General features: G+C 55.1%; 17 protein-coding genes. 9 read left to right on the top strand and 8 right to left on the bottom strand.

Annotation, left to right across the window (positions count from 1 at the left end):
* Positions 1-9 precede the first annotated feature (9 nt).
* From ACR2TX_RS19525 to ACR2TX_RS19505, 5 genes are all read left to right on the top strand, one after another.
* Complete coding sequence (locus ACR2TX_RS19525; protein WP_086134603.1) at positions 10-756, top strand: F0F1 ATP synthase subunit delta; 747 nt, start codon at positions 10-12, stop codon at positions 754-756.
* A complete protein-coding gene (locus ACR2TX_RS19520; protein ID WP_086134604.1) occupies positions 731-2218 on the top strand; it encodes a F0F1 ATP synthase subunit alpha in 1488 nt (495 codons plus the stop codon). Before ACR2TX_RS19525 ends, ACR2TX_RS19520 begins: the two co-directional genes overlap by 26 nt.
* 4 nt (positions 2219-2222) lie before the next feature.
* Positions 2223-3062: a F0F1 ATP synthase subunit gamma gene (locus tag ACR2TX_RS19515; protein WP_086134605.1), complete on the top strand. Its 840-nt coding sequence runs from the start codon at positions 2223-2225 to the stop codon at positions 3060-3062.
* 36 nt (positions 3063-3098) lie between these two features.
* Positions 3099-3932, top strand: a complete 834-nt coding sequence (locus tag ACR2TX_RS19510) for an SDR family oxidoreductase (protein ID WP_077731335.1) — start codon at positions 3099-3101, stop codon at positions 3930-3932.
* Between the two features lie 70 nt (positions 3933-4002).
* Positions 4003-4437, top strand: coding sequence for a bis(5'-nucleosyl)-tetraphosphatase (locus tag ACR2TX_RS19505; protein ID WP_434130556.1), 435 nt, complete (start codon positions 4003-4005; stop codon positions 4435-4437).
* Positions 4438-4455: 18 nt separating this feature from the next.
* On the opposite strand, the gene cysG is transcribed toward ACR2TX_RS19505, so the two are convergent.
* Positions 4456-5850, bottom strand: a complete 1395-nt coding sequence (cysG, locus tag ACR2TX_RS19500; protein WP_086134607.1) for a siroheme synthase CysG — start codon at positions 5848-5850, stop codon at positions 4456-4458.
* Positions 5851-5909: 59 nt separating this feature from the next.
* Between cysG and ACR2TX_RS19495 the strand changes: the two genes are divergently transcribed.
* Entirely contained in the window at positions 5910-6140 is a 231-nt protein-coding gene (locus ACR2TX_RS19495) for a sulfurtransferase TusA family protein (RefSeq protein WP_077731333.1), read from the top strand.
* Here ACR2TX_RS19495 and ACR2TX_RS19490 read toward each other — a convergent pair.
* Positions 6119-6838, bottom strand: a complete 720-nt coding sequence (locus tag ACR2TX_RS19490; RefSeq protein ID WP_077731332.1) for an HAD family hydrolase — start codon at positions 6836-6838, stop codon at positions 6119-6121. The two genes, ACR2TX_RS19495 and ACR2TX_RS19490, sit on opposite strands and share 22 nt — an antisense overlap.
* Before the next feature lie 172 nt (positions 6839-7010).
* Here ACR2TX_RS19490 and ACR2TX_RS19485 point away from each other — a divergent pair, with 172 nt between their 5' ends.
* Genes ACR2TX_RS19485 through ACR2TX_RS19475 form a run of 3 tightly spaced genes read left to right on the top strand, consistent with a single transcriptional unit; the run spans position 7011 to position 9207 of the window.
* Complete coding sequence (locus tag ACR2TX_RS19485) at positions 7011-7535, top strand: RNA pyrophosphohydrolase (RefSeq protein WP_156881761.1); 525 nt, start codon at positions 7011-7013, stop codon at positions 7533-7535.
* A 17-nt stretch (positions 7536-7552) separates the two neighbouring features.
* Positions 7553-8017 carry a hypothetical protein gene (locus ACR2TX_RS19480; RefSeq protein ID WP_077731330.1) on the top strand — a complete coding sequence of 155 codons (465 nt, stop codon included), beginning with the start codon at positions 7553-7555 and terminating at the stop codon, positions 8015-8017.
* The gene (locus ACR2TX_RS19475) at positions 8014-9207 is read left to right on the top strand and encodes a hypothetical protein (RefSeq protein WP_205780818.1); all 1194 of its coding nucleotides are present in this window, start codon (positions 8014-8016) and stop codon (positions 9205-9207) included. Before ACR2TX_RS19480 ends, ACR2TX_RS19475 begins: the two co-directional genes overlap by 4 nt.
* A gap of 26 nt (positions 9208-9233) precedes the next feature.
* On the opposite strand, the gene cpdA is transcribed toward ACR2TX_RS19475, so the two are convergent.
* From cpdA to sseA, 6 genes are all read right to left on the bottom strand, one after another.
* Positions 9234-10076 carry a 3',5'-cyclic-AMP phosphodiesterase gene (gene cpdA / locus ACR2TX_RS19470; RefSeq protein ID WP_434130555.1) on the bottom strand — a complete coding sequence of 281 codons (843 nt, stop codon included), beginning with the start codon at positions 10074-10076 and terminating at the stop codon, positions 9234-9236.
* 144 nt (positions 10077-10220) lie between these two features.
* A complete protein-coding gene (locus ACR2TX_RS19465) occupies positions 10221-10736 on the bottom strand; it encodes an adenine phosphoribosyltransferase (protein WP_077731328.1) in 516 nt (171 codons plus the stop codon).
* Position 10737: 1 nt separating this feature from the next.
* Positions 10738-12657: a 1-deoxy-D-xylulose-5-phosphate synthase gene (gene dxs, locus ACR2TX_RS19460; RefSeq protein WP_434130554.1), complete on the bottom strand. Its 1920-nt coding sequence runs from the start codon at positions 12655-12657 to the stop codon at positions 10738-10740.
* Positions 12658-12817: 160 nt separating this feature from the next.
* On the bottom strand, positions 12818-13720 hold the full coding sequence (gene ispA, locus ACR2TX_RS19455; protein WP_347258423.1) for a (2E,6E)-farnesyl diphosphate synthase: 903 nt from the start codon (positions 13718-13720) through the stop codon (positions 12818-12820).
* The gene (locus tag ACR2TX_RS19450) at positions 13710-13940 is read right to left on the bottom strand and encodes an exodeoxyribonuclease VII small subunit (RefSeq protein ID WP_077731325.1); all 231 of its coding nucleotides are present in this window, start codon (positions 13938-13940) and stop codon (positions 13710-13712) included. The genes ispA and ACR2TX_RS19450 overlap by 11 nt, the downstream gene beginning before the upstream one ends.
* Before the next feature lie 181 nt (positions 13941-14121).
* On the bottom strand, positions 14122-14976 hold the full coding sequence (gene sseA / locus ACR2TX_RS19445) for a 3-mercaptopyruvate sulfurtransferase (RefSeq protein ID WP_077731324.1): 855 nt from the start codon (positions 14974-14976) through the stop codon (positions 14122-14124).
* Positions 14977-14989 lie beyond the last annotated feature (13 nt).

The raw sequence follows: 14989 nt of genomic DNA, 5'->3' as shown, positions 1-14989 counted from the left end.
GGCCGTCTAATGAGCTTCGATTGGACGACCTTCGTACTGGAATTCGTCAATTTCATCGTTCTGGTATGGATACTTCGACGTTTTCTCTATCGCCCCGTCAGAGATGTCATCCAAGCCCGTCAACGGAAGATAGAGGAGCAGCTGAGGCTTGCGGATCAGGCGCGTCTGGAGGCGCTGGCGGCCAAGGAGGCCTGCGAACGCAACATCGCGAATTGGGAAAAGGAAAAGGACTTGGCGAGAAGCGAATTGGAGAAAGAGATCGCTGCGGAACGCCAGCGTCTTTTAGAGAAGCTCGCAGAGGAGCAATCGGATCGGCGCGCGAAGGAGCGAGCTCAAGAAGAACGGGAACGACAAGAGTGGATGCGGACGACGGAGCAGCAGGCGGTCGAGTTGGGTAGTCGATTTGCAGTGAAGCTTCTGGAGCGCTTGGCTTCGGCGGAATTGGAAGCAAGGCTCATATCCATGGCCTTGAGCGATCTTAGGAAACTGCCGAAAGCAGAGCTCGAAAAATTAAGGGCGGCGATGGCGGACGATGCTCTCGAGGTATCGAGCGCATATCCGCTGGACCCGGATCGACAAATGGCTTTAGCGGAAGCGATCGGACAAACCGCCGGAACCGGGGTCAAACCGATCTTCAAAGAGGATCCCTCATTGTTGGCGGGGGTTCGTATACATGCCGGTTCCTGGATCTTATCCGCCAATCTCCGTGACGAGCTGAAATTCTTCCAAGATGTCTCTACCCGCCACGCTGCGTAACGGCTTGTTACTCGCACGTTTGACCGAGGAAGTCGACCGCTACCGATTCGGTCTGCGCCTCGAAGAATACGGGCGGGTGCTCTCGGTCGGCGACGGCATCGCCTGGATCAGCGGTTTGCCGTCCGCTGCGATGGATGAGCTTTTGTTGTTCGAGGACGGCAGCCGCGGTTTGGTTTTTCATCTCGGCAATCAGCGGCTGGGCGCGATTCTGCTGGAACAAACGGTCCGCCTGGCCTCAGGGTCGCCGGTTTATCTCACGGGTCAGCGCCTATCTCTGAGAGTCGGCGACGGCCTGGTCGGCAGGGTAATCGATCCTTTGGGCAAACCTCTGGATGGTCAGCCGGCCCCGGAGCTTAATCTATGCCGGGAGCTCGATGTCTCTTCTCCGCCGATCATCGCGAGAGATTTCGTCGATCGGCCGCTTTATACCGGCACCAAGATTATCGATGCCATGATTCCCCTGGGACGCGGACAGCGGCAGTTGATCATCGGCGATAACGGAGTCGGAAAAACGTCACTCGCGCTGGACGTCGTGCTCAATCAGCGCGATCAGGACGTATTGTGCGTTTACGTGCTTATTGGCCAGAAGCGGTCCGATACGATCAGCGCCATCGATTTGTTGCGGCGCTACGGTGCGCTGGCCTACACCACAGTGGTTGTGGCGGAGGCCAGCGATTCCCCGGGGTTGAAATACCTGGCACCGTTTGCCGGCTGCGCCGTGGCCGAGCATTGGATGTGGCACGGCAGGGACACCTTGGTTGTTTATGACGATCTTTCCACCCATGCGCGTGCCTACCGCGAGCTGTCCTTGCTGCTGCGCCGACCGCCCGGCCGGGAAGCGTATCCGGGCGATATTTTCTTTCTGCACTCGCGCCTGTTGGAGCGCTCGACCTGTCTTGCACCGGCCCATGGCGGGGGCAGCATGACCGCCTTGCCTATCGTCGAAACCGAGCAGGGGGAAATTGCCGCTTACATCCCGACTAATCTGATCTCGATCACGGATGGCCAGATTTATCTGGATCGTCGCTTATTCGGCAGCGGATTTCTTCCGGCCATCGATATCACCCGGTCGGTTTCCCGCATCGGAGGACGTGCGCAGCATCCGCGCATCAAGGAAGAGGCTGCGCGCATGAAACTCGACTATCTACAGTTTCTGGAACTCGAGACGTTCACGCGGTTCGGGTCCAAGCTCGAGGCATCCATGGAAGAGAAAATTCGGCGCGGGCAGGTGCTGCGCGAGGTTTTGAAGCAAGAGCGGTTGGTACCGTTATCGCCGGAGTTCCAGCTGGCTTGGATGATGGCGTATAACACGGGGCGACTCGACAATCCGGATTCAGTTTCGGTTCGACAAAAACTGGAGGACTTGGCAAATGGGTTGCAGCGCTTTCCCATCGATTTGTCGGCCAGCCGGGAAGAGTGGCATCAATGGCTGGATCGTCGCCTGAGCGGATCGGGTAATTGAACGGATGAGTCGGCGAGCGGAAATCGAACACCGTTTACGGCGGCTGGACGAGATCTCGGACATTATGACCGCCATGAAAACGCTGGCGTTGATCGAGACTCGCAAGTTCAACCGGTTCATGGGGCATCAGCGGCGTTTGATCCAGAGTATCGAGGCCGCTACCTCGGATTTCCTGGCTTTTCACCCGGCCTTTCGGAGCGGCGTCAGGCAAAGGGAAGCTGAGTCGCATGTGCTTATTCTGATCGGATCGGAACGCGGGTTTTGTGGCGATTTCAATGAGGCGATTATGGCTGCCTTGGCCGCATTGCCGCCGATTCGGCCGAGGTTGGTGGTGGTTGGGCGGCGGCTTGCGAGCAAGCTGCAAGCTCGCCGCGACCTTGAAGCGTGGCTGGATGGACCCAATGTTGCCGAGGAAGTGCGCGCGGTCCTGAACGAGTTGATGACGACGTTACATCGGCTGTGGGCGGAGTCGGCGCAGTGGAAGCGATTGAGCGTTCTTTCCCACGACTCCGAAGGCGGCGTCGCTTCCCATGTTCTTTTGCCGATAATGCCGGCCGAAGAACCGGTATTCGCTTATCCGCCACGGCTAAATCTCGATCCGGCCCTGTTTTTTGCCGAATTGACCGAGCATTACCTGTTCGCCAAGCTCCCGGGCTTGTTCTACGCCTCGCTGATGGCGGAGAACCGTCAGCGCTTGGAGCATATGGAAAACGCCTTGCGCCGGATGGACACCAAAATCCAGGATCTTCGCCGCAAGAGCAACGCGCTGCGCCAGGAAGAGATCGTCGAGGAAATCGAAATTATTTTACTGAGCGCCGAATCGCTGCTAAGCAATCAGATCTGAAAAAAGCTTCGGTTTTCCATAACCGTTTTTGTCACGATGCACAATAACAAGACGATTTTGATTACTGGCTGTTCCTCCGGTATTGGGCTGTGCGCCGCCCGAGGACTGCGGCAACGCGGTTATCGAGTATTTGCCACCGCCCGGAAGGAAAGCGACGTGAAACAATTGTGCGCCGAGGGCTTCGAAGCGTTCCGGCTCGATCTTGCGGATTCCCGTTCCATCGGGTTAGCCTTGGAGCAGGTGCTACGGAGTACGGGCGGCTATCTGTATGCGGTGTTCAACAACGGCGCCTACGGCCAGCCGGGGGCGGTGGAGGACTTGAGCCGCGAGGCGCTGCGAGAGCAATTCGAAACCAATCTGTTCGGGACGCACGAACTGACCGCGCTGGTGTTGCCGGTGATGCGGAAGCAGGGATATGGGCGCATCATCCAGAACAGCTCCGTGCTCGGGTTCGCCGCCATGGCGTACCGGGGCGCCTACAACTCGAGCAAGTATGCTTTGGAGGGACTATCGGATACGCTGCGCTTGGAGCTGGCGGGTACCGGGATTTTCGTTTCCCTGGTCGAACCCGGACCGATTGTGAGCCGATTTCGGGACAACGCTCTGGCCATGTACAAGAAAAACATCGACAGCGCGCGGAGCGTTCATCGTGAGAAATACTTGGCCATGGAGTCGCGGTTGGCCAAGGAAGGGCCTGCCGTGCCGTTTACCCTCGGACCGGAAGCCGTACTCAAAGCCGTCATCCACGCGCTTGAAGCAAAAAGACCGAAAGCCCGTTATTACGTCACGTTTCCCACTTATTTGTTCGGATTTCTGAAAAGAATTTTGCCGGATCGATCGCTCGACTGGGTGTTGCGGCGAGCAGGTTGAATCCGCCGTCGGCGCATGCCGGGCGTGAGTCCAACTACCGTTTTCGTTTCCTTGCCGGAGTAGCTTGCTCATGATGAAAACCTATATTTTGTCGGCGGGTGTCGTAATCGTGCGCATCTATCCCGCAGAGCCGCGTTATCTGTTGCTCCGCACGTTCCAATATTGGGATTTCCCGAAAGGCGTGGTGGAAGAGGGCGAAGACCCTTTGGCCGCGGCGCAGCGCGAAGTATTCGAGGAAACGGCCTTGACAGAACTGAACTTCCGCTGGGGCAAGGGTTATCTGGAAACACCGCCTTACGGTGCCGGCAAGATCGCTCGATACTATCTGGCCGAATCTCCCGGCGGAGAGGTGCATTTACCCGTCAATCCGCTACTGGGCAAACCGGAGCATGACGAGTTTCGATGGGTGACATTCGAAGAAGCGGATAAGCTGCTCGGACCTCGTCTCAGGCCGATTTTGAACTGGGCCGATTGGCTCGTCACGCGCGAAAGGCAGGACGGCTAATCATTTTTGGGCTAAACATTACGGTCGGAACCAGGCGAGTTTCTCCCGTAACCTGACGACGCTTCCGATGATGAGCAGCGTCGGGGCCTTGACGCCGGAGCGACTCACGATTTCCGGCAAGGTTTTCAAGGTTCCGGTAAAAACCGACTGATGCTGAGTGGTCCCTTGTTGGATGAGAGCGGCAGGAAGGTCGGCCGGACACCCATGTTGAATCAAACGCGAGCAAATCTCCGGCAATCCTTGAAGACCCATGTAAAAGACCAGCGTCTGTCCTGGTCGGGACAACTGGTTCCACTCGATGTCGATGAGTCGGCCGTCTTTCATATGGCCGGTCAGGAAAGTACAGGATTGGGCGTGATCGCGATGGGTCAGCGGTATACCCGCATAGGCGGCGCAGCCGGAAGCGGCCGTAATTCCCGGGGTTACTTGGAATGGTACCCCTTCGTTCATCAGGGTTTCGATTTCCTCTCCACCGCGTCCGAAAATGAACGGATCTCCGCCTTTGAGACGGACGACCCGTTTGCCCGCTTTTGCGAGATCGGTTAGAAGCCTATTGATTTCGGCCTGAGGGAGCGTGTGCCGGTTGCGCTGTTTGCCCGCGTAAATCTTTTCGGCGTCGCGCCGGACAAGCTGAAGAATTTCGGGGGAAACGAGGCGATCGTAAACCACTACGTCGGCTTCCTGCATCAGGCGCAGCGCCCGGATGGTTAATAAATCCGGGTCGCCCGGTCCGGCACCGACCAAGTAGACCATACCGGAATGCGCGCTTTCGTTGCCTGAAGTCTCGGCTGTAATGGCTTGTTCCAGGTGTTCGGTCGCTTGTTCGTCCCTTCCGGCGAAAACCAGTTCGGCGATCGGGCCGGAGAGAACGTTCTCCCAAAACCTGCGGCGTATTTGCGGATCCTTGATCGCTTGCTTGACACGGGTCCGGAAATCAGCTGCGATCCTGGCCAAGCGGCCGTAGGCCGGCGGTATCAGCGATTCGATTCGCATTCGGAGAATCCGAGCCAGGACGGGCGAGGTGCCACCCGAGGACACCGCGGCAATGATCGGGGAGCGGTCGATAATAGCCGGGAAGATAAACGTGCAGAGAGAAGGTTGGTCGACGACGTTTACGAGAATGTTGTGTGTCCTTGCCGCCTCGGCGACCTGTGCGTTAAGGATGGCATCGTCGGTCGCCGCCACGATTAGCCTAAAGCCGCGTACGTCCTGAGGTTGGAATACCTTGGGAATTAGAGTTACGCATCCGGAGTCCCGCAGTTTTAGCACCAAATCGTGAAATGTTGGAGCCAACACGCTGACTTGCCCGCCGGCTTGAAACAGAGTTTCGGCCTTGCGGGCGGCGACCGGCCCGCCTCCCACAATCAGACAAGGTTCATTCTTAAGATTGAGAAATATGGGCAAATAATCCATGTCGTGTGGTTTTGCTAAAATGGCCCGGTTCTCACGGGCTTTCGAACGGGTATCGGTGAATGGTGCAAGTCGATTTTGAAATAGACACCTCAGGATTGATGTGTCCTCTGCCGCTCTTACGATTAAAAAAAGCTTTGCAGTCGATGGAAACCGGTCAGGTAATCCGAGTCCTGGCCACCGATCCGGCCTCTGTTCTGGACTTTGGAGTTTTTCTGGAGCAGGCTGGACATCAAATGTTGGACCAGAGGGAGGAAACCGGCGTTTTCTTTTACTTGATCCGCAAGGCTTGATGCGTTCTTTTCAGTCGCCTGGCATGGTCTTCCGGACAGGAACCGTTGCGGAGACTTATAACCGGCCAGCTGTTCCGGGCGGCAAATGTCTCAAGCTTCTCATCAGGATCCACGGCAACGGGGAAGCCTACGAGCGAAAGCAGCGGCAGATCGTTGTGTGAGTCGCTGTAAAACCAGCTATTCGCCAGGTCGTGATCGTTCTCCCCTAACCATTCTTTCAAACGTTGCACCTTGCCTTCACGAAAACACGGAGTGCCCACGAATCGGCCGGTGTAATGGCCGTTCTCGAGTTCCGGTGTCGTAGCGATGAGATGTTCGACGCCGTAAAGCCGGGCGATCGGCTCGGTCACGAAGCGATTGGTAGCGGTGATAATGATCGGGACATCGCCCGCGCGGCGGTGTTTTTCAATGAGTGCCGTGGCAGCCGGCAATAATATCGGTCTGATTTTCTCTTCAATAAAGGCGGCACGCCATCCGTGCAGAGCATCAAGCTGATTGTCGGCCAAAGGGCTTAAGGCGAACTCCAGAAACTCGACGATATCGAGCGTACCGTTCTTGTAATCCTCGTAAAACCGGGCATTGGCCTCTTCGTAATGCTTTCGGTCCACGATTCCCTTCTCGACCAGAAATTGCCCCCACAGATAGTCGCTATCGCCACCTAAAAGGGTGTTATCAAGGTCAAATATTGCCAGACTCACGCGTTTCCTTTAAATTCGATTCGAATGCTTGCGCAGAAAGTAAAAAGCTAAAAAGGATCAACTGAGTGCTGCAAAGCCGTAAGCAAGTCTCAACGGCGACGCTCGGATATCGGTCAGATCCAGCAGGCTGGGATTATATCACCGAGGACAGTAGTAGGATTTAACTCTAACCATGATCGACGCGGATGGTTATCGCCTAAACGTGGGTATCGTTTTGTGTAATAACGATGGCCGTGTGTTCTGGGCAAGGCGGGTCGGCATGCGTTCCTGGCAGTTTCCCCAAGGCGGTATAAAATTAAATGAAGCGCCGGAAGCTGCAATGTACAGAGAATTGTATGAGGAAGTCGGGCTGAAGAAGCACGATGTGCAACTCATCGGACGAACCGGAGATTGGTTGCGTTACGATCTTCCTGAACGTTATATCCGAAAACATTCATTTCCGCTTTGCATAGGGCAGAAGCAGCTCTGGTATATCCTGCGGTTGTCCAGCGAGGAGTCCAAGATTCGCTTGGATTGTAGCGAAAGACCGGAATTTGACGCGTGGTGTTGGGTTGATTATTGGTACCCGGTGAGTGATGTAGTGTATTTCAAACGACAAGTCTATCGTCAAGCATTAACGGAACTGGGAAATTATCTGACGCCTGGAACAGTTTCAACCAGTCCTGCTGATTCGTTGGCCGCTGGCCGAAAAACCTAGCGCCGCGAAAACCGATTTTGAACTTCCCGCTTTTGGAGTCTACGCGCTATTTTCCGTTTGTCGCGCGTTTCATTACGCTAGCCATTTTTCTATTCACTTCCAAAACGGCGGCTTCACAAGCCGTAGTTGTACACCCGAATGCTCCCGTTTCCGAAATCAGCCAACAGGAGGCTAGGGCATTATTCACAATGTCACAGCGTTCATGGCGGGACGGAACTCCTGTAGTCGTGTTCGTACTGCCGGACAGCAGCCCAATCCACAAAGAGTTTTGCAAGAAACATCTAGGAATGTTTGCACACCAGCTCAGACAAACCTGGGATCGCAAAGTGTTTTCCGGTACCGGACAAGCCCCCGAAACTGTATCAACTGTCGAGGAAATGCGCACGTTGATTTCGAAGACACCCGGAGCAATTGGCTACCTACCCGATGCGGAAATCGACCGCAGTGTACGCTCGATTACCATTCGTGAAGTCACCCAATGACAAGTTTATTCCGTCCCAAGAAGGTCCGGTTTACGGTCGTTTCGCTAATTTTTTGTAGCTGCCATAACGCGTTTGCCGATTGGAAAGATACTTTCCAATACCACGGCTTTATTAGCCAAAACTTTGTTTTGACCTCCGAAAATAATTTTTACGGAGACAGTAAAGACGGAAGTTTGGACTTTACCGAGGCTGGGTTTAACGTCTCATTGCGTCCATTGAGCCGCTTGGGTTTGGCGGCCCAAGTGTTATACCGCCGCGCCGGAGAGTTGGAAGATGAAGAGGTGCGGTTGGATTACGGCGTACTTGATTTTACGGCTTTCGAAACTGCAGAGATCCGCGCTGGACTGCGTTTGGGGCGGGTAAAAAACCCGCTTGGATTATATAACGAGACTCGTGACGTAGCTTTTACTCGTCCTTCCATCTTTTTGCCGCAGAGTATTTATTTCGACCGTACTCGCAACTTTGCACTTTCGTCGGACGGAGGCCAAGCATACGGTGAGTATGAAAGTCCTATCGGCGCATTTTCATTACGGATGAATGTCGGAGTGCCGACGGTCGACAAGTCTCTGGAGGCATCGATGCTTGGCAGGAATAGGCCAGGTGAATTCAACGGAAATCTATCTTATCTCGGTCAGCTTCTCTACGAATACCAGAGCGGTCTCATTCGTCTCGCATTTACCGCTGCCTCGGCACGTGCGGGCTACGACTCGGGCCAAAACGATTTTTTTTCCAATGGGGATGTTCGGTTTCAGCCGTATGTCTTTTCGGCACAGTACAATGGCGAGCGTCTATCGTTAACTGGTGAATATGCATTACGCAATACCCGCCTGAAACATTTTGGCCCATTGCTTCCGAACACGGCTGCGACGGGAGAAAGTTACTATGTTCAAGGCACATATCGCCTCACCGACGAAATCGAGATGATGGTTCGTTATGATGTACTTTATCAAGATATCAACGATCGTTACGGCGAAAAGTACGAACAGCGAACCGGTAGGCCAGGCTCCAGTCGCTTCGCTAAGGATTGGACGGTCGGTCTGCGTTGGGACATTACCCCAAACTGGATGGCGCGGGCGGAGTATCATCGTGTACACGGCACCGGCTGGCTTGCGGACACGGAGAATCCGGATCCACAAAAACTCGACCCGGACTGGGATTTATTCGCGCTGGAACTTTCCTTTCGCTTTTAGCAGTTCAATGCAAACCAGTAATGCCGTCAATATCCTTTTGACGTGAACTCCAGACCTGCCGGCATCTCAGCGAGCCGCTCCACGCCGGTATCTATCGTTCCGTCGGCGTAAAGCTCAATCCATCGGTAGCCTTGAGGAGCCCGGTCGACGGCAAAATCCGGACTTAGGGGTTTGAACTGAAAGCACGTTGAAGGGGAGGCGAGTAGACGCAGCCGTCCGTATACCTCGTCCATCGCTTGATGTACGTGGCCGAATACGACGACTCGAGCGTGAGGGTATTTCTGAGTTATCGTCAAAAACTCGTCCGCATTTTCCAGCACCATGGTATCCATCCACAGGCTGCCGCTGGGGATAGGGTGATGGTGAAGCGCGATAAGGGCATAACGGTCGGAGTGTTCGGTCAGCGAAATTTCGAGTAAGCGAAGCTGTTCATCTGACAAGCGCCCGTTAGGCTTGCCGCTGATGGTGCTGTCCAGACAAATGATCTGCCATTTGTCCAGGAGTATCTGCGGGCTGACATGAACATTCTCGGACGGCAAAAGTTCTGACATGAGCCGAGGATCGTCATGATTACCCGGAAGGCAATAGCAGTGAACATTCAAGGCGGTAAGCCGTTGTTTAAGCCGTTGATAACTTGAAACACACGGGTCCTGAACCAGGTCGCCCGTCAGGAGAGCCAGGTCCGGCCGCCAAGGGGTCTGGTTGGCGCGTTCCACAACAGCCGCAAAACTCAGCTCGGTTTCCACCCCAAGCAATGTTTGGCCTTGTTCGGCAAGAAAGTGAAAGTCGGTGATGTGGAGGATGCGGGCGACCGCCGTTTTTCGGCTTGACAGCGCATCCGTGCTCCCGATATGCCCGGCGCTGCTCATCTGAATCTCGGCCGCTCGGGCACGCCGTTGGGTACGGACGCAAGCACTATTTTCACTGATACGAATGAAGCCACGGCTTTGTCGGACAGAAGAAATGCGCCGTATGAAGTATGCTCACCGGTTAATGACAGCGTTGTTGCGCAATTAATAGTGTAAGAGTGAATGGACGGAGTATCGTTCCAATTTATCCCGTCCTTTCAGCTCATCGAGCTCCACGACAAACGCGCAACCGACGATTTCCGCGCCCAAAGACTCGACCAGCTCGCAGCTGGCTTTAGCCGTGCCACCGGTAGCCAACAGATCGTCTACCAAGAGAACCTTGTCTTCGGGACCCAACGCATCGATATGCACCTCGAGCGCAGCGGATCCATATTCGAGGTCGTAACTAATGGTTTGCACGTCATAAGGGAGTTTTCCGGGTTTTCGAAGAGGGATGAACCCTACGCCCAACTCCCAGGCGACCAACGAGCCAAAAATAAAGCCGCGCGCTTCCATGCCGGCGACCGCAGTGATTTCCCGGCCGAGGTATGGGTGCAACAAATGGTGCACCGCCAACCTCAATGTGACCGGATCCTTGACTAGAGGCGTGATGTCCTTGAAGAGAATGCCCGGCTTTGGAAAATCCGGAATATCCCGGATGGCCGCTTTGAGCTTTTCCATATCATAGGCCTCGCGTGGCCACCGTAACACGGGGCGAAGCCGGCTTCAGGGCATCGAGGTTTCCCACGTACTGCTCGATGGTTTCCGTGATGCCATCGGAATCCAGGCCGCAAAGCGTCAGTAATTCTTCGCGACTGCCCTGATCGAGAAATTGGTCCGGCAGACCGAGATTGAGTACGGGAACGTAACATTGGCGAGATTGCAGTAGTTCATTGACGCCGCTGCCGGCCCCTCCGGCGATGGCATTGTCTTCGACCGTCACGAATATTTCATGAGTCTTCGCCAATTCCAGAATCAGCGTTTCGTCCAGCGGTTTCATGAAACGCATGTTAACCACGGTAGCGTCAATTCTTTCTCCGGCTTCGATCGAGGGGGCGAGCAAAGTCCCGAAAGCGAGTATCGCGATCCTTTTGCCGCGACGCCGGATTTCACCTTTACCTATCGGGAGAGCGGTCATCTCAGCGACAACCGAAACGCCGGGACCTTTGCCTCGGGGATAACGGACAGCAGCGGGACCATTATGCTGGAATCCGGTGAAAAGCATCTGCCGGCACTCGTTTTCGTCGGCCGGCGCCATGATCACCATATTCGGAATGCAGCGCATGAAGCTTATGTCGAAACTTCCGGCGTGAGTCGGTCCATCGGGGCCAACCAGCCCGGCGCGATCGATGGCGAACAGGACGGGCAAATTCTGAAGCGCCACGTCGTGTATGAGTTGATCATAGGCACGCTGCAAGAAGGTCGAATAAATCGCAACTACCGGCTTGTAACCTTCGCAGGCCTGGCCGGCTGCCAAGGTTACTGCGTGTTGCTCGGCGATTCCAACATCGAAATAACGGTCCGGAAACCGAGTCGAGAATTCCACGAGCCCGGAGCCCTCCCGCATGGCAGGCGTGATACCGAGCAGGCGATTATCCCTTGCCGCCATGTCGCACAGCCATTGTCCGAATACTTCGGTGAAGCTCGGGCTTCCCGGTTTGGACTTCGGCAGATGATCTTTGCTGAGATCGAAGGAGGAAACGCCGTGGTAAGCGACCGGGTCTTTCTCGGCCGGTAAATACCCTTTGCCCTTCTTGGTGACGACGTGTAAAAACCGGGGACCGGGCAAATCCCGCAAATTACGCAAGGTCGGAATCAACGTATCGAGATTATGGCCATCGACCGGCCCGATATAGTTGAAACCCAATTCTTCGAACAAGGTCCCAGGGGCGACCATGCCTTTGACGTGCTCTTCGGCGCGGCGCGCGAGCTCCCATACGCTGGGCATGCTTCGCATCAGAATCTGCTTGCTGCCCTGCCGCACCGTCGAATAGAACTTGCTGGAGAGAAGTCTTGCCAGATAATTATTGAGCGCTCCAACATTGGGCGATATGGACATCTCGTTGTCGTTGAGGACGACGAGTAGATTGGCGTCTAGCACGCCGGCATGGTTAAGCGCTTCGAACGCCATTCCGCCCGTCAAGCCGCCATCGCCGATGATAGCAACGGCATGGGTGTCGCGCTTACGAAGCGACGCGGCAATCGCCATTCCGAGCGCCGCGCTGATCGATGTGCTCGAGTGACCGACGCCGAAACAGTCGTAAGGGCTTTCATCCCGATTCGGAAATGCGGAGAGTCCGTTCTTCTTGCGAATGGAAAGCAACCTTTCGCGGCGGCCGGTCAAGATCTTGTGGGGATAAGCCTGGTGGCCCACATCCCAAACCAGCTTGTCTTCAGGCGTGTCGAAGACATAGTGCAACGCGATGGTGAGTTCGACCGCACCCAATCCGGCTGCCAAATGACCGCCCGACTGACTTACGCTATCCAGCAAAAAAGCGCGCAGTTCCTCAGCGAGTTGAGGTAATTGATCTTCGGGTAGGGCGCGTAAGTCCGCGGGACTGCCGACGGTTTGTAGGAGAGGGTATTCGTTCGCTTTATTCATTGATGTTGTGAGGCTTCAAACCAGGCTTATTCGCGGGTAAAAGATGATCCTGAATCAGGCATGAGCCGACCAATTATGAAACTCGAAGTTTTAGCTTTCAAGAATAGTTTGTTCTGCGGATGCCGTTTCAAGGAAGCGATATAGCTTTCGCCGTAAGGGCTTAGGCGCGCCGTTCGATAATGAAAAGCGACAGCGCACGCAGGATTTCGCCCTCGGCACCAAGACCGGATAACGTGTCCAAAGCCTCTTCATGCAGCTCGCGCGCCTTTTGCTTCGCGCCCGCCAATCCCAAAAGTGCGGGGTAATTGGGCTTGTTATTGTCCCGGTCTTTGCCTTGGGTCTTGCCCAAAGTCTGGGTATCGCTTTCTTCATCCAAGACGTCGTCCTGAATTTGGAATGCCAGGCCGATGCACTTGGCGTAATGGTCCAGTTTTTCGGCGATGTCACCATCGAGCGACGGATTCGCCAGAGTCGCCAGTTTGACGCTGGCGCGAATCAGGGCTCCCGTCTTTCGAATGTGCATATTCTCCAAGCTTGGCAGATCCAGAGTTTTTCCAACCGAATCGAGGTCTATGGCTTGACCGCCGACCATGCCGAACGATCCGCTCGCCGTTGCTAAGGTCTCGATCATCGCAAGCCGGCTACCGGCAGGCACCGCAATGGACGGATCGTGGGACAGAACGTGAAAAGCCAGCGCTTGCAGGGCATCTCCTGCCAGGATCGCCGTTGCTTCATCGAATGCGATGTGGCAGGTCGGTTTGCCGCGCCTCAGATCGTCATCGTCCATGGCGGGTAAATCGTCGTGGATCAGCGAATAGACGTGGATGAATTCCACGGCGCAGGCGGGGCCATCGAGGCATTCCCAGGGAACCCCGACGGTTTGCCCGGTCGCATACGTCAACAAAGGACGCAGTCTTTTTCCGCCTCCCAAGACGGAATAGCGCATCGCTTGATGCAAACGCTCGGGCATTCGGCTTGCCGCCGGCAGCCTGAGATCCAAGGCCGATTCTGCCCGTGCCTGGCAGATCTGCATGAAGTGATTCAAATCGGTTTCAAGATTCATCGGCAAAGGGCTTTAAGGTAGGTTCTCCGTTTTCTTCCAGCAAAATCTGGACCTTTTGTTCAGCTTCTTTCAAAGCTTTTTGGCAGAAACGGGTCAATTGAACCCCGCGCTCGAACAGCTTTAGCGATTCCTCCAAGGGAAGGCTGCCTTGTTCCATACGCTCGATCAATTGCTCCAGTTCGGCCAGGGCCTCTTCGAAATTCAGGTTCTTTTTGGCCATATCGGCGTATCCGACGGACGATTCCAACGCTTCGATTGAGAGCGAACGGCCATTATCTCAGATGTTGGAACTTGATAAAAATAGTCGGATTTTCGTTCTATCGCTCGACTGATTCGCATAGAGTGACGAAAGGGAGGTCAAAAAACGTCCTATCGATCCGAATTGGCCGCTTTCGAGACTACTAGCCGACGCTTACAGGGGTGTCGCTTAGACCGCCCCATTCGGTCCATGAACCATCGTAGACGGCGACGGATTCACGACCGAGACAATACAAGCCGAGAGCGAGTACCGATGCGGTTACGCCTGTTCCGCATGTGGTGACGATCGGCTTCTCGAAATCGGTGCCGGCATCCTCGAACTCTTTTCGGATTTCGGCAGCGGGCTTCAAACACTGCGTCGACTCGTCGACCAGCCTCTTGAAGAAAAGGTTCTTGCTTCCGGGAATATGGCCCGACCGAATGCCGGGACGAGGTTCGGGTTCCCTACCGGCGAATCGCCCAGGCGAGCGGGCATCGATTATTTGCGTCGCGGTGCTGCCGATCAGTGCTTTCATTTCGTCGAGATTCCGGACCAAGCTAGGGTCGAACGTGGTCTTGAACGGTCGGGTTTCGGCGGTGACGCGGCTTGTATCGACGGGGAATCCCTTCGCTTTCCAGTTTTCCAGTCCGCCATCCAGAACCGACACTCGATCATGGCCGAACACGCGGAAGGTCCACCAGACTCGGGCCGAAGCCATGAAGCTGTTGTTGTCGTAAACGACGACATGGGTCTGATTAGCGATGCCCAGTTGACCGACCGATGCGGCAAAGAACTCGGGGGAGGGCAGCATGTGCGGCAGCGAATTGCCTTGGTCGGCAACGGCGTCGATATCGAAGAATCGGGCTCCCGGAATATGCGCAGCGAAATATTCCTGCTCTGCATCGCGCCCTTGGTTGGGAAGGAAAAATGTGGCATCGAGTATGACGATGTCGGAGGTATGAAGGTGCTTAGCGAGCCATTCCGCACTGACCAGGGGAGATTGCAGGTCTTTTTCCATGATTGGGTCTCTA

This window comes from Methylocaldum sp. GT1BB (assembly GCF_051027545.1).
Classification (GTDB): domain Bacteria; phylum Pseudomonadota; class Gammaproteobacteria; order Methylococcales; family Methylococcaceae; genus Methylocaldum.
Note: the sequence above shows the minus strand (reverse complement) of the source record. Positions and strands in the feature narration are given on the sequence as shown.

Excerpts from the sequence above, each read along its gene's own strand:
- ACR2TX_RS19505 (WP_434130556.1), top strand. The coding sequence starts at position 4,003 with ATGATGAAAACCTATATTTTGTCGGCGGGTGTCGTAATCGTGCGCATC.
- ACR2TX_RS19465 (WP_077731328.1), bottom strand. The coding sequence starts at position 10,736 with ATGGAAAAGCTCAAAGCGGCCATCCGGGATATTCCGGATTTTCCAAAG.
- cpdA (WP_434130555.1), bottom strand. The coding sequence starts at position 10,076 with ATGAGCAGCGCCGGGCATATCGGGAGCACGGATGCGCTGTCAAGCCGA.
- ACR2TX_RS19475 (WP_205780818.1), top strand. The coding sequence starts at position 8,014 with ATGACAAGTTTATTCCGTCCCAAGAAGGTCCGGTTTACGGTCGTTTCG.
- dxs (WP_434130554.1), bottom strand. The coding sequence starts at position 12,657 with ATGAATAAAGCGAACGAATACCCTCTCCTACAAACCGTCGGCAGTCCC.
- sseA (WP_077731324.1), bottom strand. The coding sequence starts at position 14,976 with ATGGAAAAAGACCTGCAATCTCCCCTGGTCAGTGCGGAATGGCTCGCT.
- ACR2TX_RS19515 (WP_086134605.1), top strand. The coding sequence starts at position 2,223 with ATGAGTCGGCGAGCGGAAATCGAACACCGTTTACGGCGGCTGGACGAG.
- cysG (WP_086134607.1), bottom strand. The coding sequence starts at position 5,850 with ATGGATTATTTGCCCATATTTCTCAATCTTAAGAATGAACCTTGTCTG.
- ACR2TX_RS19525 (WP_086134603.1), top strand. The coding sequence starts at position 10 with ATGAGCTTCGATTGGACGACCTTCGTACTGGAATTCGTCAATTTCATC.
- ACR2TX_RS19520 (WP_086134604.1), top strand. The coding sequence starts at position 731 with ATGTCTCTACCCGCCACGCTGCGTAACGGCTTGTTACTCGCACGTTTG.
- ACR2TX_RS19485 (WP_156881761.1), top strand. The coding sequence starts at position 7,011 with ATGATCGACGCGGATGGTTATCGCCTAAACGTGGGTATCGTTTTGTGT.
- ACR2TX_RS19450 (WP_077731325.1), bottom strand. The coding sequence starts at position 13,940 with ATGGCCAAAAAGAACCTGAATTTCGAAGAGGCCCTGGCCGAACTGGAG.
- ispA (WP_347258423.1), bottom strand. The coding sequence starts at position 13,720 with ATGAATCTTGAAACCGATTTGAATCACTTCATGCAGATCTGCCAGGCA.
- ACR2TX_RS19495 (WP_077731333.1), top strand. The coding sequence starts at position 5,910 with ATGGTGCAAGTCGATTTTGAAATAGACACCTCAGGATTGATGTGTCCT.
- ACR2TX_RS19510 (WP_077731335.1), top strand. The coding sequence starts at position 3,099 with ATGCACAATAACAAGACGATTTTGATTACTGGCTGTTCCTCCGGTATT.